Annotated in this window: 21 protein-coding genes; 8 read left to right on the top strand and 13 right to left on the bottom strand. The window is 70.1% G+C overall.

Going from position 1 to position 23,985, the window contains the following annotated elements; translation table 11 throughout:
• Positions 1 to 2: 2 nt before the first annotated feature.
• Positions 3 to 869, bottom strand: coding sequence for an ABC transporter substrate-binding protein (locus J2Y42_RS05920; protein WP_309855839.1), 867 nt, complete (start codon positions 867 to 869; stop codon positions 3 to 5).
• Between the two features lie 189 nt (positions 870 to 1,058).
• Here J2Y42_RS05920 and J2Y42_RS05915 point away from each other — a divergent pair, with 189 nt between their 5' ends.
• Positions 1,059 to 2,180, top strand: a complete 1,122-nt coding sequence (locus J2Y42_RS05915; RefSeq protein WP_309855837.1) for a LacI family DNA-binding transcriptional regulator — start codon at positions 1,059 to 1,061, stop codon at positions 2,178 to 2,180.
• Positions 2,181 to 2,231: 51 nt separating this feature from the next.
• Here J2Y42_RS05915 and J2Y42_RS05910 read toward each other — a convergent pair whose 3' ends face one another.
• Complete coding sequence (locus J2Y42_RS05910; RefSeq protein WP_309855835.1) at positions 2,232 to 2,447, bottom strand: hypothetical protein; 216 nt, start codon at positions 2,445 to 2,447, stop codon at positions 2,232 to 2,234.
• Positions 2,448 to 2,532: 85 nt separating this feature from the next.
• On the opposite strand from J2Y42_RS05910, the gene J2Y42_RS05905 reads away from it, so the two are divergent.
• Positions 2,533 to 3,483 (top strand): helix-turn-helix domain-containing protein, encoded by a 951-nt coding sequence (locus J2Y42_RS05905; RefSeq protein ID WP_309855834.1) that lies wholly within the window; start codon positions 2,533 to 2,535, stop codon positions 3,481 to 3,483.
• Here J2Y42_RS05905 and J2Y42_RS05900 read toward each other — a convergent pair.
• The 5 genes from J2Y42_RS05900 to J2Y42_RS05880 form a co-directional block, all read right to left on the bottom strand.
• Positions 3,456 to 3,791, bottom strand: coding sequence for a hypothetical protein (locus tag J2Y42_RS05900; RefSeq protein ID WP_309855832.1), 336 nt, complete (start codon positions 3,789 to 3,791; stop codon positions 3,456 to 3,458). The two genes, J2Y42_RS05905 and J2Y42_RS05900, sit on opposite strands and share 28 nt — an antisense overlap.
• A gap of 119 nt (positions 3,792 to 3,910) precedes the next feature.
• Positions 3,911 to 4,084 carry a CsbD family protein gene (locus J2Y42_RS05895; protein ID WP_115695598.1) on the bottom strand — a complete coding sequence of 58 codons (174 nt, stop codon included), beginning with the start codon at positions 4,082 to 4,084 and terminating at the stop codon, positions 3,911 to 3,913.
• Between the two features lie 90 nt (positions 4,085 to 4,174).
• Positions 4,175 to 4,543, bottom strand: coding sequence for a MarR family transcriptional regulator (locus J2Y42_RS05890; protein ID WP_309855830.1), 369 nt, complete (start codon positions 4,541 to 4,543; stop codon positions 4,175 to 4,177).
• 141 nt (positions 4,544 to 4,684) lie between these two features.
• The gene (locus J2Y42_RS05885; RefSeq protein WP_309855828.1) at positions 4,685 to 5,239 is read right to left on the bottom strand and encodes a MarR family transcriptional regulator; all 555 of its coding nucleotides are present in this window, start codon (positions 5,237 to 5,239) and stop codon (positions 4,685 to 4,687) included.
• Between the two features lie 35 nt (positions 5,240 to 5,274).
• Positions 5,275 to 5,589, bottom strand: a complete 315-nt coding sequence (locus tag J2Y42_RS05880) for a hypothetical protein (RefSeq protein WP_309855827.1) — start codon at positions 5,587 to 5,589, stop codon at positions 5,275 to 5,277.
• A gap of 130 nt (positions 5,590 to 5,719) precedes the next feature.
• Here J2Y42_RS05880 and treY point away from each other — a divergent pair, with 130 nt between their 5' ends.
• The 5 genes from treY (at position 5,720) to J2Y42_RS05855 (ending at position 14,534) form a co-directional block, all read left to right on the top strand.
• Positions 5,720 to 7,984: a malto-oligosyltrehalose synthase gene (gene treY, locus J2Y42_RS05875; RefSeq protein WP_309855825.1), complete on the top strand. Its 2,265-nt coding sequence runs from the start codon at positions 5,720 to 5,722 to the stop codon at positions 7,982 to 7,984.
• On the top strand, positions 7,981 to 9,681 hold the full coding sequence (treZ, locus tag J2Y42_RS05870; protein ID WP_309855823.1) for a malto-oligosyltrehalose trehalohydrolase: 1,701 nt from the start codon (positions 7,981 to 7,983) through the stop codon (positions 9,679 to 9,681). Before treY ends, treZ begins: the two co-directional genes overlap by 4 nt.
• Before the next feature lie 163 nt (positions 9,682 to 9,844).
• On the top strand, positions 9,845 to 11,881 hold the full coding sequence (gene glgX / locus J2Y42_RS05865) for a glycogen debranching protein GlgX (RefSeq protein WP_309855822.1): 2,037 nt from the start codon (positions 9,845 to 9,847) through the stop codon (positions 11,879 to 11,881).
• Positions 11,881 to 12,738, top strand: a complete 858-nt coding sequence (locus J2Y42_RS05860) for a serine/threonine-protein kinase (RefSeq protein WP_309855820.1) — start codon at positions 11,881 to 11,883, stop codon at positions 12,736 to 12,738. Before glgX ends, J2Y42_RS05860 begins: the two co-directional genes overlap by 1 nt.
• Positions 12,735 to 14,534 carry a glycoside hydrolase family 15 protein gene (locus tag J2Y42_RS05855; protein WP_396427137.1) on the top strand — a complete coding sequence of 600 codons (1,800 nt, stop codon included), beginning with the start codon at positions 12,735 to 12,737 and terminating at the stop codon, positions 14,532 to 14,534. The genes J2Y42_RS05860 and J2Y42_RS05855 overlap by 4 nt, the downstream gene beginning before the upstream one ends.
• Before the next feature lie 124 nt (positions 14,535 to 14,658).
• Here J2Y42_RS05855 and acs read toward each other — a convergent pair whose 3' ends face one another.
• From acs to J2Y42_RS05840, 3 genes are all read right to left on the bottom strand, one after another.
• Complete coding sequence (gene acs / locus J2Y42_RS05850; protein ID WP_309855818.1) at positions 14,659 to 16,638, bottom strand: acetate--CoA ligase; 1,980 nt, start codon at positions 16,636 to 16,638, stop codon at positions 14,659 to 14,661.
• Positions 16,639 to 16,790: 152 nt separating this feature from the next.
• On the bottom strand, positions 16,791 to 19,133 hold the full coding sequence (locus tag J2Y42_RS05845; RefSeq protein ID WP_309855816.1) for an excinuclease ABC subunit UvrA: 2,343 nt from the start codon (positions 19,131 to 19,133) through the stop codon (positions 16,791 to 16,793).
• 35 nt (positions 19,134 to 19,168) lie between these two features.
• Entirely contained in the window at positions 19,169 to 19,738 is a 570-nt protein-coding gene (locus J2Y42_RS05840; protein WP_309855815.1) for a dihydrofolate reductase family protein, read from the bottom strand.
• Positions 19,739 to 19,786: 48 nt separating this feature from the next.
• Between J2Y42_RS05840 and J2Y42_RS05835 the strand changes: the two genes are divergently transcribed.
• Complete coding sequence (locus J2Y42_RS05835) at positions 19,787 to 20,797, top strand: PHP domain-containing protein (protein ID WP_309855813.1); 1,011 nt, start codon at positions 19,787 to 19,789, stop codon at positions 20,795 to 20,797.
• A gap of 91 nt (positions 20,798 to 20,888) precedes the next feature.
• Here the strand turns inward: J2Y42_RS05835 and J2Y42_RS05830 are convergent, their stop codons facing one another.
• From J2Y42_RS05830 to J2Y42_RS05820, 3 genes are read right to left on the bottom strand one after another with little or no spacing between them, the layout of a single operon-like run.
• On the bottom strand, positions 20,889 to 21,680 hold the full coding sequence (locus J2Y42_RS05830; protein WP_309855811.1) for a hypothetical protein: 792 nt from the start codon (positions 21,678 to 21,680) through the stop codon (positions 20,889 to 20,891).
• Positions 21,681 to 21,726: 46 nt separating this feature from the next.
• Entirely contained in the window at positions 21,727 to 22,221 is a 495-nt protein-coding gene (locus tag J2Y42_RS05825) for a MarR family transcriptional regulator (RefSeq protein WP_309855809.1), read from the bottom strand.
• A 23-nt stretch (positions 22,222 to 22,244) separates the two neighbouring features.
• Positions 22,245 to 23,924, bottom strand: coding sequence for an MDR family MFS transporter (locus J2Y42_RS05820; protein ID WP_309858045.1), 1,680 nt, complete (start codon positions 23,922 to 23,924; stop codon positions 22,245 to 22,247).
• Positions 23,925 to 23,985: the final 61 nt, after the last annotated feature.

The following is a 23,985-nucleotide window of genomic DNA, read 5'->3' as shown; positions in this document are numbered from 1 at the left end:
TCCTACTTCGACGGGGTCGGCGTCGAGGTCTGCTCCGCCTTCGGCAGGTACTGGGTCGGCATCGGCGACCCGGGGAACCACTTCTGGTAGAGCTTCTTCCAGGTGCCGTCCTCCATCGCCTCGTGGAGCGCCTTGTTCAGCGCGCTCTTCAGGGCGGGGTTGCCCTTGGCGATGGCGAAGCCGGCGGGGGCGTCGAACGAGGGGATGTCCTCCGCGTCCTTCAACGTCGGGTACTGGGCGACGTAGCTCTTGGCCGCCTCGTAGTCGAGGAAGTGCGCGTCCACCGATCCGCTGTTGACCGCGGAGACGGCCGCGTTGTTGTCGGGGAAGCGGACGAGGTTCGCCTTGGGGAAGTTCTTGACGGCGTACGCCTCCTGCAGGGTGCCCTGCACGACGCCGAGGCGCTTCCCGGCGAGGTCCTTCGCCGAGTCGATGCCGCCGGCCTTGGTCGTGAGCACGGTGAGGTAGCCCGCGAGGTAGCCGTCGGAGAAGTCGACCGTCTTCTTGCGCTCGTCGGTGATGCCGATCGCGGCGACGCCCACGTCGAACTGGTGGTTCGCGACGGCGGCGAGCAGACCGGAGAAGTCCTGTCCGGTGAAGACGGCCTTGCCGAGACCGGCGCGCTTGGCGACGTCGGTGAACAGCTCGACGTCGAAGCCGGTGAAGTCGCCCTTGGCGTCGGTGAAGGTGTACGGCTTGGCGTCGCCGAGGCTGGCGACACGGACCGTGCCGGCTTCGATGAGGCCGTACGGGTTGTCCTTGGTGGCGGAGCCGGAGGCGCCGCCGGCGCTGCAGGCAGCGAGGACCAGGGCGGCGGTGGCCGCGGCGGCCAGCAGGGCGGCCGGCCGGAGGAAGGTGCGTCGTTTCACTGCGGGGGTCCAATCGTCTGGGGATGGTCGGCGAGAAACGGGACGTGCGATCCTCGTCGATCGGTGCGGGTTGCTGAGACCGGTCTCTGGCGATTACGCTGAGACCGGTCTCAGTTGGTTTTCTGGGACGCTACATCACGTTTCCCGCGTTCGTCAACACGTCGAGTTCGCAGGAGGAAGGCGGCACCGATGTCCCCACGCCCCGCATCCCGGCGCGCCGTCACGGTCGCCGACATCGCCCGGGCGGCCAAGGTGTCGAAGGCGACGGCGGCCCGCGCACTGGGCGATTACGGGCAGGTCAGCGACGCCGTCCGCTCCCGCGTGCTGGCCGCGGCGGAGGAGCTCAACTACCGCCCGAACGCTCTCGCCCGGTCGATGAACACCGGCCGCTCGAACACCATCGGAGTGGTCGTCGGCGACATCGAGAACCCGTTCTTCGCGCACGCCATGCGCGGTATCTCCGATGTCGCCAGCAAAGCCGGTTACGACGTCATCCTCACGAATTCCGACGAGGATGTGGATGCGGAGGAAGCGGCCGTCGACGTCCTGCTGGACAAGCAGGTCGACGCCCTGATCGTGGCTCCGGCCTCGTCTGCGCGGGTGGCCCACCTCGCGGCCGTCGGCGCCGCGGGCCGGCCGCTGGTCCTCCTCGACCGCCGGGCCGACGGCGAACCCTACGACTCCGTCACGGTCGACAACCGGTCCGCCGCCGCGCGAGCCACCGCCGAACTCCTCGCCGAGGGGCATCGCCGGATCGCCTTCATCTCGACGCACGACCACCCGGCGTCGCAGTACACGCCGGGCGACCGCATCACCATGTCCAGCGTCGCCGACCGCGTCGCCGGCGTGCTCGAGACGTTGACGGCCGCCGGCATCCCGTCGCCCGAGCGCAACATCCGCCTCGACGCCCGCCGCCGCGGAGTGGATGTGGTGGCGCGCGAGCTTCTCGAGAGCGACGACCCGGTGACCGCCATCATCGCGTCCGACAGCCTCATCGCCATGGCGGTCTTCCAAACCATCCGGACGCTCGGGCTGAGCATCCCGGACGACGTCTCCCTGATCTCGTTCGACAACCCGGAGTGGACGAGCATCACCACGCCGCCGCTGACGGTCGTCGAGCAGCCGATCTACGAGCTGGGTGCCGCCGCCGCTCGTCGTGCGCTGGAGCGCATCCACGGCGAGCGGGTCGATGACGCCGCGGTCGTCTTCGACGCCGATCTGCTGCGTCGCTCGTCGGTCGGACCGGCGCCGCGCGCCGCCGCCATGCCCGTCGCTGCTATCACCGAGTTCGTGGGTCGCGACACGCCGTAATGGCGGCACCATAACGGCGTGTTGCGCCCCCTGAATGCGGCTGGGCCGGCCTCAGCGACCCGTCTCGCGTGCCGCGTGGATCGCCCGCAGATCGCCGAGCGCCCGCTCGGTCTCGCGGTCGACGCGTCCGCCGCGCGCCATGATCGCCGCCGGCAGCCAGTCGCTGAGCACGAACCGGCGCCGGCGCGGCGGTTCTCCGCCGTTGGTCCGGGTCGGGTGCGCGACCCAGCTGTGTTCCATCCCCTGTGTCCATGTCGTGTTCGCCATGACCTTCACGTTACGGACGTAAAGATACGGACACGAGATGGCTTTGGGTCTATCTTCGCAAAGATACGGCCATTACACTGACGGCATGATCCGATCGGTCGCGGTGCCCCTCATCGACGAGTTCGCCATGTTCGAATTCGGGGTCGTCTGCGAGGTCTTCGGTCTTGACCGCAGCTATGCGGGCCTGGAGCCGTTCGATTTCCGCGTGTGCTCCATCCACCCCGGCGCTCCGGTCGTGAGCCCGGTCGGCGTGAGCGTCACCGCCCCCTACGGCCTCGAGGCGATGGACGACGCCGACCTCATCGCCGTCCCCGCCGCCACTGTCCGCGACGAGTACCCGCAGGAGTTCCTGGATGCGCTCCGCCGGGCATACGACCGGGGCGCCATCCTGCTCAGCGTCTGCTCGGGTGCGTTCGCGCTCGGTGCCGCCGGCCTGCTCGACGGCCGCGACTGCACCACGCACTGGCGGTTCTCCGACCAGCTGCAGCGCCGCTTCCCGGAGGCCCGCGTCGACCCCGACGTGCTGTTCGTCGACGACGGCCGCATCATCACCAGCGCGGGCACGTCTGCGGGCATCGATGCCAGCCTCCACCTCGTGCGCCGCGAGCTCGGCAGCGCCGTCGCGAACACGATCGCGCGCAACATGGTCGTTCCGCCGCAGCGCGACGGCGGCCAGCGCCAGTACATCGACAAGCCGGTCAGCGACTGCGAGGACGACACCTTCAGCGAGCTCATCGACTACCTCACCGAGCGCCTCGACGAGACGCACACCGTCGGCAGCCTCGCCGAGCGCACCCACATGTCGACCCGCAGCTTCTCACGGCGCTTCGTCGCGGAGACCGGCGTGCCGCCGATGCAGTGGCTCACCACGCAGCGCATCCTGCGTGCCCGGCTGCTGCTCGAGACGACCGACCTGCCCATCGACGAGGTGGCGCGCCAGTGCGGTTTCGGCAGCGCCACACTGCTCCGCCATCACTTCGACGCGGAGGTGGGCGTCCCTCCGACGCGCTACCGGGCGGCCTTCGCGCGCGCTTGACTCGCTGATGCCTGGCGCCGCCCCGGCACGTGACTCCGGGGGCCCGCGTACCGCAGAACCGGATGGTGCGGCGGCACCAGATCGTCGCCCCGGTAGTGCCGGAGCAGCCGCCGGTTGCGGAGGGCGAAGTCGGTGCACAGGCCCGCAGTGACCAGCCCGCACACGATCACACCCCAGGCTCGCGGGTTCTCGCCCTGGGTCGGGATGGCGACGGCGAGCGCGACCGTCGCGACCAGGGTGAGGAGCGCGAGCACCGCGCCGATCCCCGCCCTGCGCGCCGCCCTGGCGCGATCCGTCCGGTCTCCCATGCACCGGAAACTACTCCGAGCCGTCGGTGAACGAAAGGCGAAATCGGTGCGACGTCCCGGTGAACGCGACGAAGCCCCCGCCCGGAATCCGGGTCGGGGGCTTCGTGGTCGTCCGAGGGTCAGTGCTTGAAGGCGTCCTTGATCTTCTCGCCGGCCTGCTTGACGTCGGCCTTGACCTGGTCGCCCTTGCCTTCGGCCTCGAGACGCTCGTCGCCGGTGGCCTTACCCGTGGCCTCCTTGGCGTTTCCGCCCAGCTTCTCTCCGGCGTTCTCGATCTTGTCGTCCAGTCCCATGACGTCCCCTTTCGTGGTCCGTTTCGTCTTCGACGGTCCCACCGTTGCGGAAGCGGGTCTACCCCCACGGAGCGACCTCCCACGTCACGTTCAGGAGACGGTGTCGCCGCGGTCCAGGCCTTCGAGTGCGGAGGACATTCGTCCGAGGAAGCCCTTCACGATCTCCGCCTGGCGCTCGTCGAGCACCGAGGCGGCTTCCAGCATGCGGCGATGCATCGCGTCGAGGGTGTGCCGCACCTCTTCGTCGGCGCCCGGCGTCGCCAGGATGACCAGACTGCGCCGGTCGACCGGGTGCGGCTGCCGGGTGACCCAGCCGGCCACGGTCAGCCGGTCGAGCATCACGGTCACCGACGACGACTTGAGCTTGAGGAGCGCACCCAGCTCGGCCGGTGTCGCGGGAACACCCTCGTTCTGCCGTTTCAACAGGAATCGCAACGCACGCAGATCGTTCTCGCCCATGCGCATCGACTCGCGGGTACGGCGACGCATCGCCTGCTCGGCGGCGCGGTAGTCGCGCAGCGCGTTCAGGACGTCAACGGTATGCGGGTCCGCACGGTCGTACCAGTACCGCCCGCCGGTCTGTGATTCGATGCTCCGATTTTACGCGCTGCTTCGAGAGCGGTCGCCGGATCGGTTCGGCGCACCCGCTGCATCAGCCGCGTCGATGTGGTCGACGGCTTCGCGCATCCGCCGCAGGAAGTCGACGACCACGGCGGCGTCAGCCGGCTCGAGCGACGCCGCGACATCGACGAGCTCCTGGCGCATATCGCCGAGGATCGCCCGCTGCAGTTCGTCTTCCGGCACGGTCGGGACGACGATCAGGGCGCGCCGGTCGAAGGGACTCGACTGTCGCTGGATGTGCCCGGCGCGCTCCAGGCGATCGAGCAGCGCGGTCACCGACGAGCTCTGGATACCGAGGTACTCGGCCAGCTCCTTCGGACCCACCGTGCGGCCGGCCTCCTGGGCGCGCAGAAGGTAGCGCATCGCTGAGACGTCGTTCTCGCTCATCCGGAGCACGCCCTCGGACCGTCGGCGCATGGCCGACTCGGCGACGCCGTAGGCGCGCATCGCCTCGAGCACCTCGATGCCGGGGGCGCGCTCATCGGCGCGCTCCTCGTACCAGTAGTGCGCCGATCCGTGGGTCTCGGACGTCATGACCTTAACGATAGAGCACCTACAAACTAGACTGCCTAGCTTTTGCCCTTCGAACCCGCAGAGGCCGTGGGTTCCGGCGTGATCAGGAGCCCGTTGGGCCGGTGCGTGCCATCCATCAGAGATTCGAGCCACTCGCGGTTCAGCGGCGCGATGACGCCCTCGTCGTAGCGGAATCGGATCGGCAAGCCGTTGTCGACCCAGATCGCCTCACGACCGCCGTCACCATCGCGGATCCAGCTCAGGGCGAAGGACTCCCGGCGGCGCAGCTTCGTCGTGATGACGACCTGCACATGGGCCAACAGCCGATCGGAGAGTTCGTAATCCGCTCCCCCGTAACTGAGCAGTCCCAACCCGCGTCTCCCCTCGGTCCGTCGCTGATCCAGCGAATATGTAGTTAGTCTAATCATATTGCTTGCTCGTCTAGCAAAACGCCCGGCGATTGATTTCAAGCCCTACTCGGCGGTGCCGCCCTCCCGCAGAATGAACGCTGTGAGCACCTACCGCCTCCAGATCTCCCCCGCCTTCACCCTCCGCGACGCCATGCAGGTGCTCGATCACATCCAGCGCCTCGGCGCCGACTGGGTCTACCTGTCTCCTCTGCTGGAGGCCGAGCCGGGTTCCATGCACGGCTACGACGTGGTCGATCACAGCCGTGTGGATGCGTCGCGTGGCGGCCCGGAGGCCCTGCGCGAGTTCGCCGACGCCGCGCACAGCCGCGGGCTCAAGGTGCTCGTCGACATCGTCCCCAACCACATGGGCGTCGCCACCCCCGCGGTCAACGCCTGGTGGTGGGATGTGCTCCAGCACGGTCAGGAGTCGCGCTACGCCTCCTACTTCGACATCGACTGGCCCTTCGGTCATGGACGCCTCCGGCTCCCCATCCTGGGCGACGGCCCCGACGAGGAGGACGCCCTGCGCATCGAGGACGGCGAGCTGCGCTACTACGACCACCGCTTCCCGATCGCACCCGGCACAGGCGAGGGGACACCGCGCGAGGTGCACGCCCGCCAGCACTACGAGCTGATGTCCTGGCGCCGGGCCGACGCCGAGCTCAACTACCGCCGGTTCTTCGCCGTGAGCACGCTCGCCGGACTCCGTGTCGAAGACCAGCAGGTCTTCGACGACACCCACCGCGAGATCGGCCGCTGGCTGAGCGAGGGGCTCGTCGACGGCCTCCGCGTCGACCACCCGGACGGCCTCCGCGACCCCGGCCAGTACCTCGAGCGGCTGCGCGACCTCGCCGGCGACGCCCCGATCTGGGTCGAGAAGATCATCGAGGGCGACGAGCGGATGCCGGACTGGCCCGTGCAGGGCACCACCGGATACGACGCCCTCGCCATCATCGACAGGGTCTTCGTCGACCCCACCGGTGAAGGGCCGCTCACCGCCCTCGCGGGCGAGCTCGACGAGCGAGAGGAGAGCCAGGACTGGGTGGAGCTCGTCCACCGCCGCAAGCGCGCCGTCGCCGACGGCATCCTCCGCTCCGAGGTGCTCCGGGTCGTCCGCGAGCTCGAGGAGGGGACGGACGAGGAGACGGCGGACGCCGTCGCCGAACTGGCCGCCTGGTTCCCCGTGTACCGCAGTTACCTGCCGTACGGCGACGAGTACCTGGAGGAGGCGCGTCAGGCGGCCGCGGCCACCCGCCCGGACCTCGCACCCGTGATCGCGCGCATCGTCGACCGTCTGGGCGATCGGTTCGAGCAGACCACCGGCGCCATCATGGCGAAGGGGGTCGAGGACAACGCGTTCTACCGCTTCACCCGACTCGTGTCGCTGACCGAGGTCGGCGCCGACCCGTCGGAGTTCGCGCTCTCGCCCGAGGAGTTCCACCGCAGGCAGACCGACCGCCAGCGTCGCCTGCCCGAGTCGATGACGGTGCTGTCGACGCACGACACCAAGCGCGGCGAGGACACGCGGGCGCGCATCCACGTGCTCGCCGAGCTGCCGGGCCGCTGGGAGCGGTTCCTGCGGACGGTGCGGGAGCGCGTCGGCTTCGGCGACGGCTCGCTCGAGAGCCTGCTGTGGCAGTCGGTCGTGGGCGCCTGGCCGGCGTCACGCGAGCGGCTGCACGACTACGCCCTCAAGGCGGCCCGAGAGGCCGGCGCGTCCACCGGGTGGACCGACCCCGACGAGGCGTTCGAGGAGCGGATGTTCGCCGCCATCGACGCCGCATTCGATGACGAGCGCGTGCGGGCCGAGGTCGAGGCGCTGGCCGCGGTCATCGAAGCGCCCGGGGCCAGCAACGGGCTCGGCGCCAAGCTCCTCCAGCTCATGGCGCCCGGCATCCCGGATGTCTACCAGGGCTCCGAGCGCTGGGAGCGCTCGCTGGTCGACCCCGACAACCGCCGCCCGGTCGAATTCGATGCGGCGGCAGCACTCCTCGCCCACATCGACGAGGGATGGCAGCCCGAGGTCGACTCGTCGGGCGCGGCGAAGGAGCTGGTCACCGCGAAGGCGCTCCGCCTGCGCCGTGACCGGCCGGAGCTCTTCAACGGCTACCGTCCCGTCTACGCCGAAGGGTCGCGCGCCGGTCACCTCGTCGGCTTCGACCGCGGCGGCGCGATCGCGCTCGCCACCCGCCTGCCCGTCGGGCTCTCCGCGACCGGCGGATGGGCGGACACCACCATCGACCTGGGAGAGGAGCCCATGCGCGACGAACTCACCGGACGCGACTACTCGGGCCGCGTCCCGCTCGCCTCCGTCTTCGAGACCTACCCGGTCGCGCTGCTGGCGGTGACCCGATGACCGCCGCCGACCGCCGGTTCCCCGTGTGGGCCCCGGAGGCGCGATCGGTGGATGTGGTGCTCGGCGACCTCGGCACCTACCCGCTCACGCGCGTGCCTGCGTCCGACGCGAGCCCGACCGGGGGATGGTGGGAGCTGGCCGAGGCGCCGGATCTCCCCTCCGAACCTCTCGATTACGGCTTCCTCATCGACGGCGACGGACCCTTCCCGGATCCGCGGTCGCTCCGCCAGCCGAACGGCGTGCACGAGCTGAGCCGCGAGTTCGACCCGCACGCCCACGCCTGGGACGACGGCGCGTGGGAGGGACGCGACCTCACCGGCACGGTGATCTACGAGCTGCACATCGGGACGTTCACCCCCGAGGGCACCCTGGATGCCGCCGCCGCGCGACTCGACCACCTGATCGACCTCGGCGTCGACGCGATCGAGCTGCTCCCCGTGAACGCCTTCAACGGAACGCACAACTGGGGCTACGACGGCGTGCTCTGGTACGCCGTCCAGGAGCAATACGGCGGACCGGCGGCATACCAGCGCTTCGTGGACGAGTGCCACCGCCGGGGTCTCGCCGTCATCCAGGACGTCGTCTACAACCACCTCGGCCCGAGCGGCAACTACCTGCCGAAGTTCGGGCCGTACCTCGGCCAGGGCGCCAGCACCTGGGGCGTGAACGTCAACCTCGACGGCCCCCTGTCCGACGAGGTGCGGCGGTACATCCTCGACAACGCGGAGTACTGGCTGCGCGAGATGCACGTCGACGGCCTGCGGCTGGATGCGGTGCACGCCCTGCAGGACCACCGCGCCACCCACCTGCTCGAAGAGCTCGCGCTCCTCGCCGACGAGCTCGCCGGCGAGACCGGCCGGCCGCGTACCCTGATCGCCGAGAGCGACCTGAACGACCCGAAGCTGATCCGCACCCGCTCGCACCACGGCTACGGCCTCCACGCGCAGTGGGACGACGACGTGCACCACTCGATCCACGCGAACCTGAGCGGCGAGGACACCGGCTACTACAGCGACTTCGCCCGGCCGGAGGCGCTGGTGAAGGTGTTCCAGCGGGGCTTCTTCCACGACGGCACCTGGTCGAGCTTCCGCGAGCGCCACCACGGCCGCCCGCTCGACCCGGACATCCCGTTCACCCGCCTGGTCGTGTTCAGTCAGGACCACGACCAGATCGGCAACCGTGCCGCGGGCGACCGCCTCACCGCGACGCTCGACCCCGGACGCCTCGCGGCGGCCGCCGCCCTCACCCTGCTCGGCCCGTTCACGCCGATGCTCTTCATGGGCGAGGAGTGGGCCGCGACGACACCGTGGCAGTTCTTCACCTCGCATCCCGAGCCGGAGCTGGGGAAGGCGACCGCCGAGGGCCGCATCGAGGAGTTCGCCAAGATGGGCTGGGATCCGGACGTCGTGCCCGACCCGCAGGATCCCGAGACGTTCCGACGCTCCAAGCTCGACTGGTCGGAGCCGGAGCGCCCGGAGAACGCGCGGATGCTCGACTGGTATCGCACCCTCACCGGTCTGCGCCGGACGATCCCCGCCGATGCGCCGGCGACCGAGGTGGCGTACACCGACGGCGTCTTCCGGTTCCGCCGCGGCGACCTGCTCGTGGAGGCGAGCCTCTCGGGTACGGGCCTCGGCGAGGCGCCGGCGGATGCGGTCGCGGCATTCGGTGAGGCGGTGCGCGTTACGCGGCGGTAGCCGCGCGCCTAACGGTCCGCAACCCCCGTGTCAATGCCTGGATGGGCGTGTCACCGCGCAGGTATCGTGGCGTTCTACCGAACGGAGGCACCGTGTCCCAACCCTGCCCCCGGCCCCACCGCCGGACCGCCCCCAGCGCACGCCGCTCGCAGGGGTCGTCCCTGTGACGGCCGCCTCTACGCCGTACCCGCTCGGGGTGACCCTGCGCGACGGCGGCGCGAATGTCGCCGTCTACAGTGAGCGCGCCGACAAGGTCATCGTCTCCATCTTCGACCACCGCGGCCGCGAGAAGCAGACCGTGCTCACCGAGCGCATGGGCCACGTCTTCCACGGGTTCGTCCCCGGCCTCACTGCCGGAACGCGCTACGGGCTCCGCGTCGACGGGCCATGGGACCCGGCCAACGGTCTCCGGTTCTCCCCCGCCAAGGTCCTGCTCGCACCGCAGGCACGCGCCGTGACCGGGGCCTGGGACAACACGCAGGCCGTGTTCGGCCACCAGCTCGGACGCCCGAAGCGCCGCAGCGACACGAACGGCGCCCGGCACGTCGCCCTCGGCATCGCCATCGACCCGCAGGAGTTCGACTGGGGCGACCACGAGCGGCCGCACACGCCGCTCAGCGAGACCATCATCTACGAGCTGCACGTGAAGGGCTTCACGAAGCTGATGGAGTGGGTGCCCGAGGAGTTCCGCGGCACCTACGCCGGGCTGGCGCACCCCGCCGCGGTCGAGTACCTCAAGAACCTCGGCGTCACCGCGGTGGAGCTGCTGCCGATCCACCAGTTCGTCCAGGATGCGCACCTGCAGGAGAAGGGCCTCCGCAATTACTGGGGCTACAACTCCATCGGCTTCTTCGCGCCGCACAACGAGTACGCCGCGACGGGCGACACGGGGCACCAGGTCGACGAGTTCAAGGGCATGGTGAAGGCCCTGCACGCCGCCGGCATCGAGGTCATCCTCGACGTGGTCTACAACCACACCGCCGAGGGCAACGACCTCGGGCCGACGTACAGCTTCAAGGGCATCGACAACCCGTCGTACTACCGGCTCGTGGACGGGGACGCCGCCCACTACTTCGACACGACCGGCACCGGGAACAGCTTCAACGTGAGCCACCCGGCCGCCCTGCAGGTCATCATGGACTCGCTGCGGTACTGGGTCGAGGAGATGCACATCGACGGCTTCCGCTTCGACCTGGCCACCACACTCACCCGCCAGGGCGGCGACGCCAGCCTGCACAGCGCGTTCCTGACGCTCATCCAGCAGGACCCGACGCTCGCGCAGGTGAAGCTGATCGCCGAGCCGTGGGATGTCGCCGGGTACCAGCTGGGCGGCTTCCCCGCGGGATGGTCGGAGTGGAACGGCAAGTTCCGCGACGACGTCCGTGACTACTGGCGCGGCACCCCCGGCGTGCTGTCGACCCTCTCGCAGCGCGTTCTCGGCAGCCCGGACATCTACGAGGACTCCCGTCGCGCCCCGCTGTCGAGCGTCAACTTCGTCACCGCGCACGACGGCTTCACCCTCGCCGACCTCACCAGCTACAACGAGAAGCACAACGAGGCCAACGGGGAAGACAACCGCGACGGCGAATCCGACAACCGCTCGAGCAACTACGGCGTCGAGGGGCCGACGGATGACGAGGGCATCAACGCCTTCCGCACCCGGCAGCGCAAGAACTTCCTCGCGACGGTCCTGCTGTCGGCGGGCGTCCCGATGATCCTCGGAGGCGACGAGATCGGGCGGACGCAGCAGGGCAACAACAACGCCTACTGCCAGGACAACGAGATCTCGTGGTTCGACTGGCAGAACGCCGACTGGGAGCTGCACGAGTTCACGTCGAAGCTCATCCACCTGCGCCGCACCGAGCCGGCCCTCCGGCCGGAGTGGTACCGGCACGCCCCCGACGTCGGCGGCCCGGATGTCGTCTGCATCGTGCGGGCGGACGGCGAGCCGTTCGCCGACGAGGACTGGGCCGACCCGGAGGCCCGCTCGATCGCGTTCGAGCTGCGGCACGAAGGGGCCGACTCATTCCTCCTCATGCTGAACGCGGCCGGGAACGGCGTGGAGTTCGTGCTCCCAGAGGCCGCCGGCTCGAACTGGGAGCTGGAGCTCTCCAGCGACCCCGAGCTGGCCCTGGCCGACGGCGAGAGCGTCATCCTCGGCGAGTCGTCCTTCGCCCTGCTGAGGTCGCGGAACAGCTGATGCCCGAGTCCACCATCCCGGCACTGCTCGGTCGCTACCGGCCGCAGCACGTCATCGGCCGCGGCGGCGAGGCCAGCATCTTCCGCGCGACCGACGAGCTGCTGGGGCGCGAAGTCGCCATCAAGCTCTACCGCTCGGGCGGCGAGGAGGAGATGGCGCAGTACCGCACCGAGCAGGCGGCGCTCGCGCGACTGAGCCATCACGGCATCGTCTCGCTGATCGACGCCGGGATCGACTACTCGTCCCCGAAGGACCCGCGTCCGTTCCTCATCATGGAACTGGTCTCCGGCACCGACCTCGCGAGCATGCTGGCCCAGCGGGAGCTGACGCTGGAGGAGATCGCGGAAGTCGCCTACGACATCTCCGAGGCTCTCGAGTACGTCCACGCCAACGGGGTGGTGCACCGCGACATCAAGCCGTCGAACATCATGCTGGTCTCGTACGGCACGACGACCTTCCGGGCGCGGGCGCGGCTCACCGACTTCGGGATCGCCAGCGGCCTCGTCGGCACACCCTCGCAGGCGGACGAGGGCAAGACGACAGGCACCGCGGCCTACCTCAGCCCCGAGCAGGCGATGCGCCAGCCGGCCACCTCGGCGAGCGACATCTACTCCCTCGGGCTCGTCCTGCTGGAGTGCTTCACGCGCTCGGTCGCGTACCCCGGCGGCGCCGTCGAGTCGGCGATGGCCCGGCTGGAACACGAGCCGCCCATCCCGGACGGCCTGCCCGACGACTGGTCCCGCATCCTCCACGCGATGACCTCGAAGGACCCGGCCGGGCGTCCCACCGCGGAGCAGCTGACACCGGTGTTCCGCGAGGCGGTCATCTCGGCGGCCGGTCTCCAGCAGCGGGCGTGACGGCGGGATCGATGGAGGCCGGCGCCGCGATCGAGCGCGACGGCAGCGCCGCGATCGAGGACCACGCGGCCCTCGGCGACGGCCGCACCGTCGCCCTGATCGACCGCTCCGGCACGGTCGACTGGCTGCCCGTCCCCAACCTGGATTCCGATCCGGCCTTCGCGGCGCTGCTCGACCCGGAGCGCGGGGGTCGCATCCTGCTGCGTCCGGTCAGCGCGTTCCGCACCCGCCGGCGATACCTCCCGGGCACCAACGTGCTCGAGACCACCTTCACCACCGAGAACGGCACCGTGCGGGTCACCGACGCGCTGGTCACCGGCGTCGCCGGCCGCCTGCCGTGGCTCGAGCTCGCCCGCCGCATCGAAGGGGTCGACGGCACGGTGGCCATGGACTGGGCCGTCGAGCCCGGCACGATGCTCGGCGCGAGCAGCCCGTGGGCGGAACGCGTCGACGGCAAGCGCATCCTCCGCGTCGGGACGGTCAACATCGGGGTCACCGGCCTGAACGACGCCGAGGAGGATGCGGACGCACCGCGCTTCCGCGGCCGCATCCGGGTCACCGAGGGCTCCCGCCGGACGCTCTCGATCGTGGCGACGGACGACGAGCCGCTGCACCTGCCCGACCCCGGCAACGTCGACATCGGGATCGACCGCACGGTCGGCAACTGGGAGCTGTGGTCGCGCACCTTCTCGTATCAGGGGCCGTGGGACGACGCCGTGCAGCGCAGCGCGCTCGCGCTGAAGCTGCTGCTCTACGCGCCGACCGGCGCCATCGCGGCCGCCGCGACCACCTCGCTCCCGGAGACGGACCGCGGCGGCAAGAACTGGGACTACCGCTTCGCGTGGGTCCGCGACACCGCGTACACGCTCCGCGCTCTGGCGCGGTTCGGCCTGCGCGAGGAAACGCACGCCGCGATCTCGTGGCTGCTCCGGGCCGTGAAGGGCGACGTCTCCGAGTTGCGCGTGCTGTACGGGCTGCGGGAGGAGTCGTCCGCCGATCCGCAGACGCACGACGTGCCCGGCTGGCGCGGCATCGGACCGGTCATCACCGGCAACCGGGCGGCCGGACAGCTGCAGCTCGGCGTCTACGGCGACCTCCTGAGCGTCGCGCTCGCGTACGCGGCGGCCGGCAACGTGCTCGACGTGCCCACCCGCCGCCTGGTCGCGGACGTGGCCGATCGCGTCTGCGACATCTGGCGCCTGCCCGACTCCGGGATGTGGGAGCTGAGCGAGCTCCGTCACCACACCTCCTCGAAGATGGGGTGCTGGCAGGCGCTGCAGGCCGCCCTGCAGCTCGTCGAGCTGGGGCAGACGGAGGGCAACCCCTCGCGATGGCGTCGGGAGGCCGACGCCATCCACGCCTGGGTGGATGAGCGGTGCTGGTCGGACCGCCTCGGCGCGTACACGATGGCCGCCGACGAGGAGGAGCTCGACGCCTCGGTGCTGCTCCACGCGCCCAGCGGCTTCGACCGGGGCGAACGGATGCGCTCCACCATCGCCGCTCTGAGACGCGAGCTGGGCGACGGCCCGCTGCTCTACCGCTTCACCGGCGCGGCAGCCGAGGGCGAGCGTCCGTTCACGGCGTGCTCCTTCTGGCTCGCCGCCGCCCTGGCCTGCGTCGGCGAGATCGACGAGGCGACGACGCTGATGGACGACCTGGTCGGCCGCGCGAACGACGTCGGTCTCTACGCCGAGATGATGGATGCGGACGGCGCCTTCTGGGGCAACTTCCCGCAGGCGCTGTCGCATTTGGGACTCATCGATGCGGCCCTGACGATCGCCGACCTGCGCCCCTGACCGTGCCCGCTCCTGTCCGAAACGGAGGACATCCGCGTCCTCACCCCCGCATCCACCTCCGTTCAGCGCACCTCGTCGGCGCGTCGGGCGTGAACACCTCCCTTTTCGCGCGCGCCGACCGGCGTCAGCGCGTGCGTGCAGCCAGCGTCTCCGCGATCGCGTGCGGCACCGTCTCGTCCTGCAACGAGGTCGTGTCGCCGAGCGGCCGGCCGTCGAACAGGTCGACCAGCAGGCGGCGCATGATCTTGCCCGACCGCGTCTTCGGGAGGTCCCCGACGACGACCACGTGACGCGGCTTCGCGATCGCGCCGATCTCGCGCGTGACCTGGTCGCGGAGGTCCGCCTCCGCCGGTCTCTCTCCCGACGGGACCACGAATGCGGCGACCGCCTGTCCGGTCGTGTCGTCGCCCACGCCGACGACGGCCGCCTCGGCGACACGGGGATGCGCGACCAGCGCCGACTCGATCTCGATGGTCGACAGCCGGTGACCGGAGACGTTGATCACGTCGTCGAGACGGCCGAGCAGCCAGATGTATCCATCGTCGTCGACCGCGGCGCCGTCTCCGGCCAGGAAGTACCCGCGGTCGGCGTACGGCCGCCAGTACGAGTCGCGGTAGCGCTCCGGGTCGCCCCACACCGTGCGCGACATTGCCGGCCACGTGCCGTCGATGACGATCGAGCCGCCCGAGCCGCGGGGCACATCCTCGCCTCGCTCGTCGACGACCCGCACCGTGACGCCGGGCACAGCGACCGTCGCCGAGCCGGGCTTCAGCGCGGTCACCCCGGGCAGCGGGGCGACGATCGCTGCACCGGACTCGGACTGCCACCACGTGTCGACCACGGGCGCGCGTCCCGCACCGAGGTTCTCGCGGAACCAGACCCACGCCTCCGGGTTGATCGCCTCGCCGACCGTGCCGAGAAGCCGGATGCTGGAGAGGTCCCAACGCTCACCCGGCCCCTCCGGGAACCAGGTCATGAAGGTGCGGATCAGCGTCGGCGCCGTGTAGTACGTCGTCACCCCGTAGCGCTCGATGATCTCGAAGTGCCGGCCGGTGTGCGGGGTGTTCGGCGTCCCCTCGTAGATGACGGAGGTGGCGCCGTTCGACAGTGGACCGTACAGCACGTAGGTGTGCGCGGTGACCCAGGCGAGGTCCGCCGTGCACCAGTACACGTCGTCGTCCTTGGCGTCGAATAACGCCCAGTGGCTCCACGACGCCTGCGTCAGGTAGCCGCCAGTCGTGTGGACGACCCCCTTCGGCCGCCCGGTCGTCCCCGACGTGTAGATGATGAACAGCGGCGTCTCGGCGTCGAAGAACTCGGGCTCGTGCACGTCGGGCGCCGTCTCGACGACCTCGTGCCACCACACGTCGCGTCCGGGCGTCCAGGGAACGTCGGGTGTCAGCTCGCCCGTGCGCCGCACCACCAGCACATGCTCGATCGCGTTGTCGCCGGCGACCGCCGCATCCGCGTTCGCCTTCACGGCCACGGCGGATCCCCGGCGGAACTGCCCGTCGGAGGTCACCAGCAGCTTGGCTCCCGTGTCCTCCACCCGGAAGCGGAGCGCCTCCGCCGAGAAGCCACCGAACACGAGCGAGTGGATGGCGCCCACGCGCGCGATCGCCAGGGTGATGACGACCGTCTCGGGGATGACGGGGAGGTACACGACGACGCGGTCCCCCTTCCCGACGCCCAACGCCGTGAGGGCGTTCGCCGCCTGCGCCACCCGCCGCTGGAGGTCCGCGTAGGTGATCGTCTCACGGTCACCCGGCTCGCCCTCGAAGTGCAGGGCGACGCGGTCGCCCCGGCCCGCGGCGACGTGACGGTCGACACAGTTGACGGCCGCGTTGAGGCGGCCGCCCGCGAACCACTCGGCCCGCGGGACCGTCAGCTCGCCGTCGTCACCGGGCTCGGCCGGTTGCCACGTGTGCGCCGTGTGCCACGGCTCCGCCCAGTCGAGGCGGGCGGCCTGACGCTCCCAGAAGGCGACCGGGTCGGCGGCGGCCTCGGCGAACACGGAGGCGTCGACGTTCGCCTGCGCCGCGAACTCCTCGGACGGCCGGTACAGCCGCGTCTCGCGGCCCAGGTTCTCGATCGGGGTGCTCACCCTCCGACGCTATCCGCCCCGCCGAGTGCGTCCCTGCGCCCGCGCAACCTTCCGTAACCCGCCGCTCATCCCCACCGTCGAGTCCACAAACTTTGCACGCCGCGACGGCGATTCGTGTGCAGTCTGTGCGGACTCGACGGAGGGGGCGAGGGTCAGGCGCCGACGTAGCGGGCGAGGTGTTCGCCGGTGAGGGTGGAACGGGCGGCGACGAGGTCGGCGGGGGTGCCCTCGAAGACCAGCCGTCCGCCGTCGTGGCCGGCGCCGGGACCGAGGTCGATGATCCAGTCGGCGTGCGCCATCACGGCCTGGTGATGCTCGATCACGATCACCGACTTCCCCGCGTCGACCAGCCGGTCGAGCAGCCCGAGCAGCTGCTCAACGTCTGCCAGGTGCAGGCCGGTCGTCGGCTCGTCGAGCACGTACACGCCGCCCTTCTCGGCCATGTGCGTCGCCAACTTCAGCCGCTGCCGCTCCCCGCCCGAGAGTGTCGTGAGCGGCTGGCCGATCGTCAGATAGCCGAGCCCCACATCCGACAGCCGCTGCAGGATGGCGTGGGCGGCGGGCAGCTTCGCCTCGCCGCTCGCAAAGAACTCCTCGGCCTCGGTGACCGGCATCGCCAGCACCTCGCTGATGTCGCGGCCGCCCAGGTGGTACTCGAGCACCGACTCGTCGAAGCGCTTGCCCTCGCACACCTCGCACACCGTCGACACGCCTGCCATCACGCCGAGGTCGGTGTAGATGACGCCGGCGCCGTTGCAGTTCGGGCACGCACCCTCGGAGTTGGCGCTGAACAGTGCGGGCTTCACGCCGTTGGCCTTCGCGAACGCCTTGCGGATCGGCTCCAGCATCCCCGTATAGGTCGCGGGGTTGCTGCGGCGCGAGCCGCGGATCGCGCCCTGATCGACGGAGACGACGCCGTCACTTGGCGCCACCGAGCCGTGGATGAGGGAGCTCTTCCCCGACCCGGCCACACCCGTGACGACCACCAGCACGCCGAGCGGGATGTCGACATCCACGCCCTGGAGGTTGTGCTCGGAGGCGCCGCGCACCTCGAGTGCTCCCTTCGGCGTCCGCACCGTCTTCTTGAGGTGCGCGCGGTCGTCGAGGTGCCGCCCGGTGAGGGTATCGCTCGCGCGGAGCTCCTCCACCGTGCCCTCGAAGACGACCTCGCCGCCGGCCGAGCCGGCTCGTGGACCGAGGTCAACGACGTGGTCCGCGATCGCGATCGCCTCCGGCTTGTGCTCGACCACGAGCACCGTGTTCCCCTTGTCGCGCAGCTGCAGCAGCAGCTCGTTCATCCGCTGGATGTCGTGCGGATGCAGCCCGACGGTCGGTTCGTCGAAGACGTACGTGACATCGGTGAGCGACGACCCCAGATGGCGGATCATCTTCGTGCGCTGCGCCTCGCCGCCCGACAGCGTGCCGGAAGGCCGGTCGAGCGACAGGTAGCCGAGGCCGATGTCGACGAACGAGTCGAGCAGGTGCTGCAGATTCTTGAGCAGCGGACGGACGGACGGCTCGTCGAGCCCGCGCACCCAGTCCGACAGGTCGGTGATCTGCATGGCGCACGCATCCGCGATGCTGATGCCTGCAATCTTCGACGACCGCGCGCCCTCGCTCAGCCGGGTGCCGCCGCACTCGGGACAGGTCGCGAACGTGACGGCGCGCTCCACGAAGGCGCGGATGTGCGGCTGCATCGCGTCGATATCCTTCGACAGCATCGACTTCTGGACTTTGGGGACGAGCCCCTCATAGGTCATGTTGATGCCCTCGATCTTCACCTTGACCGGCTCTTTGTAGAGGAAGTCCTTGCGTTCCTGCTCGGTGAACTCGCGGATGGGCTTGTCCGCCGGCACGAAGCCCGAGCTGCCGATGATCCGCACGGCCCAGCCATCGGCCGTGTAGCCGGGGATGGTGATCGCGCCTTCCGCGAGCGACTTGCTGTCATCGAAGAGCTGCGTGAGGTCGATGTCGCTCACGCTGCCCATCCCCTCGCAGCGCGGGCACATGCCGCCGAGCTGGGTGAACTCGCGCGACTCCGTCTTGCCGCCGACGGTGATCGCGCCGCGCCCGGTGACCGAGGGGATGTTGAACGAGAAGGCCTGCGGCGATCCGATGTGCGGCCGGCCGAGCCGGCTGAACAGGATGCGCAGCATCGCGTTCGCGTCCGTCACCGTGCCGACCGTCGAGCGGGCATTGGCGCCCATCCGCTCCTGGTCGACGATGATGGCGGTCGTCAGCCCTTCGAGCACGTCGACGTCCGGCCGCGCCAGCGATGGCATTAATCCCTGGACGAACGCGCTGTACGTCTCGTTGATCATGCGCTGCGACTCGGCGGCGATCGTGCCGAACACGAGCGAGCTCTTGCCCGAGCCCGAGACGCCCGTGAAGACCGTCAGCCGGCGCTTGGGCAGCTCGACGCTGACGTCTTTCAGGTTGTTCTCGCGCGCCCCCTGGACGCGGATCAGATCGTGGCTGTCGGCCGCTGCGGTCATGTCGAATCCCTCCGTCGAACGCGACCCACGGTATATCAGGCGGTCGTTTCTGCGGCCATGATGCGGTAACGCAGCCGGGCGAACTGGCCGACGGCCTCGGCGGATTCGAGGTGCAGACGGTCGGACTCGACCCTGCGCGGGAAGAGCGGCGCGCCGCCGGTGAGCGCGACCGGCGCGATCGACACAGCAAGCTCGTCCAGCGCGCCCACATCGAAGAACTGCCCCGCCAGATCCCCTCCGCCGACGACCCAGATGTCGCCGTCGCCCGCCGCCTCGCGGATCGCCGGCAGCGCCTCCTCCACCGAGCCGGAGACGAAGCGGATGTCCGCGCCCTCGGGCACCGGCAGCTCTCGATGGGTGAACACGAAGGTCGGCCGCGTGCCGTGGAACTCCTGCCACTTCTCCGGCGCCTCGACGATGCCGCTCTCGCGCAGCACCCACTCGTACGTCGTGCGCCCCTCGACCATCACCGTCGCTCCGCTTGGGAGCAGGCTCTCGTCCGGCTCCTCTCCGCCGGGCACCGCGAACAGCCAGGACAGCGAGTCATGCTCATCGGCGATCCACCCGTTGATGGTCGCGGCCGTGTCGAAGACGATTCTCCCCATGCGCCCGACGGTACCGGCCACCACCGACACGGTGGGAGCATGGTGCGCATGGATGCCGTCGACGCGCTGAACGAGATCGCCTTCTGGCTGGAGCGGGAGCTCGCCCCGAGCTTCAAGGTGCAGGCCTTCCGCCGCGCGGCCGCGACGATCGCCCCCTTCGACCAGGAGGAGCTCGCCGCCCGCGTCGCCGACGGCCGGCTCAAGCGCACGAAGGGCATCGGAGACCGCACCTTCCAGGTCATCGCGCAGGCGGTCGATGGCGGCATCCCGGACTATCTGGCCGACCTCCGCGAGCGCAACGCGCAGCCCCTCGAGACGGCAGGCGCGGACCTGCTCGCCCAGCTGCGCGGCGATCTCCACAGCCACACCGAGTGGTCCGACGGCACCGTCCCGATCGAGGTCATGGCCGCGGCCGCCGCGACGCTCGGCCGCGAGTACCAGGCGATCACCGACCACTCCCCCACACTCACCGTGGCGAGCGGACTCAGCGCTGAGCGCCTGGAGGAGCAGTTGGACGTCATCGCAAGCCTCGACACCGGCTCGGTGACCCTGCTCCGCGGGATCGAGGTCGACATCCTCGAGGACGGCACGCTCGATCAGACGCCCGACCTGCTCTACCGATTGGATGTGGTGGTCGGCAGCGTCCACTCCAAGCTCCGCTCCGACAAGCGGACGATGACGAAGCGCATGCTGGGCGGCATCCGCGACCCGCACACGAACGTCCTCGGCCACTGCACCGGTCGCCTGGTGCAGGGCTCGCGCGGCACCCGGCCGCCGTCGGAGTTCGACGCGGATGCCGTGTTCGCCGCGTGCGTCGAGAACCAGGTCGCCGTCGAGATCAACTCGCGGCCGGAGCGCCAGGACCCGCCGGACGACCTCATCCAGCGCGCCCTCGACGCGGGATGCTTCTTCTCGATCGACACGGACGCGCACGCCCCGGGCCAGCTCGACTTCCTCGCGTACGGCGCCGCGCGCGCCGCCGCGAACGGCGTCCCCGCCGACCGGATCATCACCACCTGGCCGCTGGACCGCCTGCGCACCTGGCTCGCCAAGTCCTGACGCCGCACCCGCCCATCCCGCGCCGAAGTGCACGTAGTGGCGGCTATTTGGGCGGAATAGCCGCCACTACGTGCACCTCGACGGAGGGGGGTCAGAGGCCCCAGGCGGAGGCGGGAGCCTGCACGATCTCGACCGGGCGCGTGCTCCAGTGGGTGCCGTTGCCGTAGTGGCTGGTCGCCCAGGGCGAGGCCCAGATCGCGGCGGCGGTCGCATCGGCGGAGGTGCCGGCCTCGAGCCCGGCCACGATATCCGGGTAGCCGCGCTGCAGATTCTTCGCACAGTACTCGGCGGCGGTGATCAGGTCCGGGTAGCTGCCGAGGCCCGCTCCGCCGCCCGACCCGTAGCCGTTGTTGAGAGGATTGTTACGGTTCCACCAGTCCGGCGGACCGTTCTCCTGCCGCATCCAGCGCAGCATCACCGTCACGTTCGCGTCGGTCTGCGGCCAGCCGCCGAACATCAGCACCAGCTTCGCCCACGCCTCGTTGGTGCCGACGCGCGCGAGGGTCTGCAGCCCGTCGGTCGCGCTCAGGTTCTCGCGATTGACGACGGGGGCGGCGATCGTCGCATCCACCAGCAGCTCCTGGGCGGCCGCCGGTGCAGCCGCGGCGGCCTCGGTCGAGCCGGACGGCCCGTCGCCGGGCGCGAGCGTCGTCGACGGCGCGACGAGCAGCGTGGAGGCGAGCGCGTCATCCGTCGGAACGATCGACAATCCGCACACCAGCCCGATGACCGCGAGGCTCACTCCGATGCGGTGCTGGAGCGGCAGCAGCGGGCGTCTCCGCGACCTCGGCAGCCGGATCCGCACGCGCTGCGTCGGCACGGCGGCGCGACGGCCTGCCGAGCGGCGGCCGCGGGAACGACGGGGGGCGGATGCGGACTGCATACCCGACGAAGGGTACCAGCGTCCCGCTGAATCACCACCGGGAGTTCTAGCGGGTGACCTCGTTGAGGCGGCCGAGCAGTTCGGCCAGACGACGCACATCCTCTTCGCCCCAGCGCCGGAGACCTCGGTACAGCGTCGCCTGGTCGGCGGCCCGCACCTCGTTGACCTTCTCGATCGCCTCGGGCGTCGCAGCGATGAAGCTGGCCCGCCGGTCGGTCGGGTCGGTCTTGCGCTCGATGAAGCCCATGTCCTCCAGCAGCTTCACCTGCCGGCTGATCACGCTCTTGTCGGTGTAGAGCATGGCGGCGAGGGCTCCGGCGTGGATGGGGCCGCTGCGCACGATCGTCGTCAGCAGTTTGTAGCTTCCCGGCTGCAGGTCCGGGTGGATGCGGACCGCGCGATCCCGCATCGCCGTGCCGACCTGGTTGAACAGCCGGGTGAACTGCTCCTCGACCTCGGAGATGGCTGCGTCGCTCGCCGGTTCCGGGGCGGCGGGAAGGGTGGCGGCAGAGCCCGCCGCCACCCGATCCGTGTTGTCCATGGCCGCGATCATAACGCGACCGTCTAGCGGCCGTTCCCAGCCGGGCCGTGGCCGTCGCCGGCTCGCCGGACCGCGGCGACCGATCCGGTGGCCGGGGCGCCGATCAGGGCCTCCGCGACCTCCACCGCGTTCTCCTCCGCGGCCTCGAGCGGCGTCTCGGGGTTCTCCTCGCGCATCCGCTCGATGGCGGTCTTGCTGCCGAGCTTGATGTTCGGGAGGAAGAGTATGGCGATGACGGAGATGATCGCGAGCGGGACGGCGACCAGGAAGATGTCGGCGACGGCCTGTCCGTAGACCGACTCGACGATCGTCCGGATGGGCACCGGGAGGGTGTTGACCTCGGGGAGCGTCCCGCTCTGCAGCGACTTGGCGGCGGCGACGCCCTTCGCGCCGAGCTTGCCGACCGCGGTCAGCAGCTCCTGGTGGCGGTCGGCCATCATGTCCTTCACCGCGGTGCCCAGGATGGATCCCATCACCGAGACGCCGATGGTGCCGCCGAGGCTGCGGAAGAACGCGACGTTCGAGCTGGCCGCACCGAGCTGCTCCGGGCGGACCGTGTTCTGGACGATGAGGACCAGGTTCTGCATGACCATGCCGACGCCGGCGCCGAGCACGAGCATGTAGAGCGAGACGAGCCAGTAGTTCGTGTCGTACTCGATGGTGCTCATCAGATACAGCCCGGCCGTGAGCAGCAGGGATCCGGCGATCATGAAGCCCTTCCACTTGCCGAACCGGCTGATCAGGTTGCCCACGATCATCGACGACAGCAGGAGCCCGAGGATCATCGGCAGCGTCAGCAGACCGGACTCGGTGGGCGTCGCGCCACGGGCGAGCTGCATGTACTGGCCGAGGAAGACCGACGTGCCGAACATGGCGACACCGACCGAGATCGACGCGATGACGGCGAGCGTGAACGTGCGGTTCTTGAACATCCCGAGCGGGATGATCGGCTCCTTCACGACGAGTTCGGTCACGATCGTCGCGACGATGAGGGCGATCGAGCCTCCGACCATCCACATGGTCTCGGCGCTCCACCAGTCGAAGTTCTTGCCCGCGAGCGAGACCCAGATGAGCAGGAGCGAGACGCCGGCCGCGAGGAAGATCGCGCCGAGGTAGTCGATGCGCACCTTGCGCGCCGGGCGCTTCGGCAGGCGAAGCGTGAACTGGAGCAGCAGGATGGCGGCCACCGCGACGGGGACGCCGACGAAGAAGTTCCAGCGCCAGCCGACGGAGTCGGTGAGCAGGCCGCCGATGAGCGGGCCCCCGACCGTTCCGACGGCCATGACGCCGCCGAACAGGCCCATGTACCGGCCGCGCTCCCGCGGGCTGATGATGTCGGCCATGATGATCTGGCTCAGAGCCGTCAGACCACCGGCACCGAGGCCCTGCACGACGCGGAAGCCGATGAGCATGTTGGTGTCCTGCGAGAAGCCGGCCATCGCCGAGCCCGCGACGAAGATCACGAGGGCGAGCTGGATGAGCAGCTTGCGGTTGAGCAGGTCGGCGAGCTTGCCCCAGATGGGCGTCGACACCGTGGTGGCGAGCAGCGTGCTGGTGACGACCCAGGTGTAGGCGGTCTGGTCGCCGTGCAGTTCGGAGATGATCCGGGGCATCGAGGTCGACACGACCGTGCCCGCGAGGATCGAGACGAACATCCCGAGCAGGAGTCCGGAGAGGGATTCGAGCACCTGCCGGTGTGACATCACGACCGGTGACCCATCCCTGGAGAGCGTTGTTGACATGTGGATCCTTCGCACGATTGGT

Source organism: Leifsonia sp. 1010 (genome assembly GCF_031455295.1).
Classification (GTDB): domain Bacteria; phylum Actinomycetota; class Actinomycetes; order Actinomycetales; family Microbacteriaceae; genus Leifsonia.
This window is presented reverse-complemented; position numbering and strand designations above follow the sequence as displayed.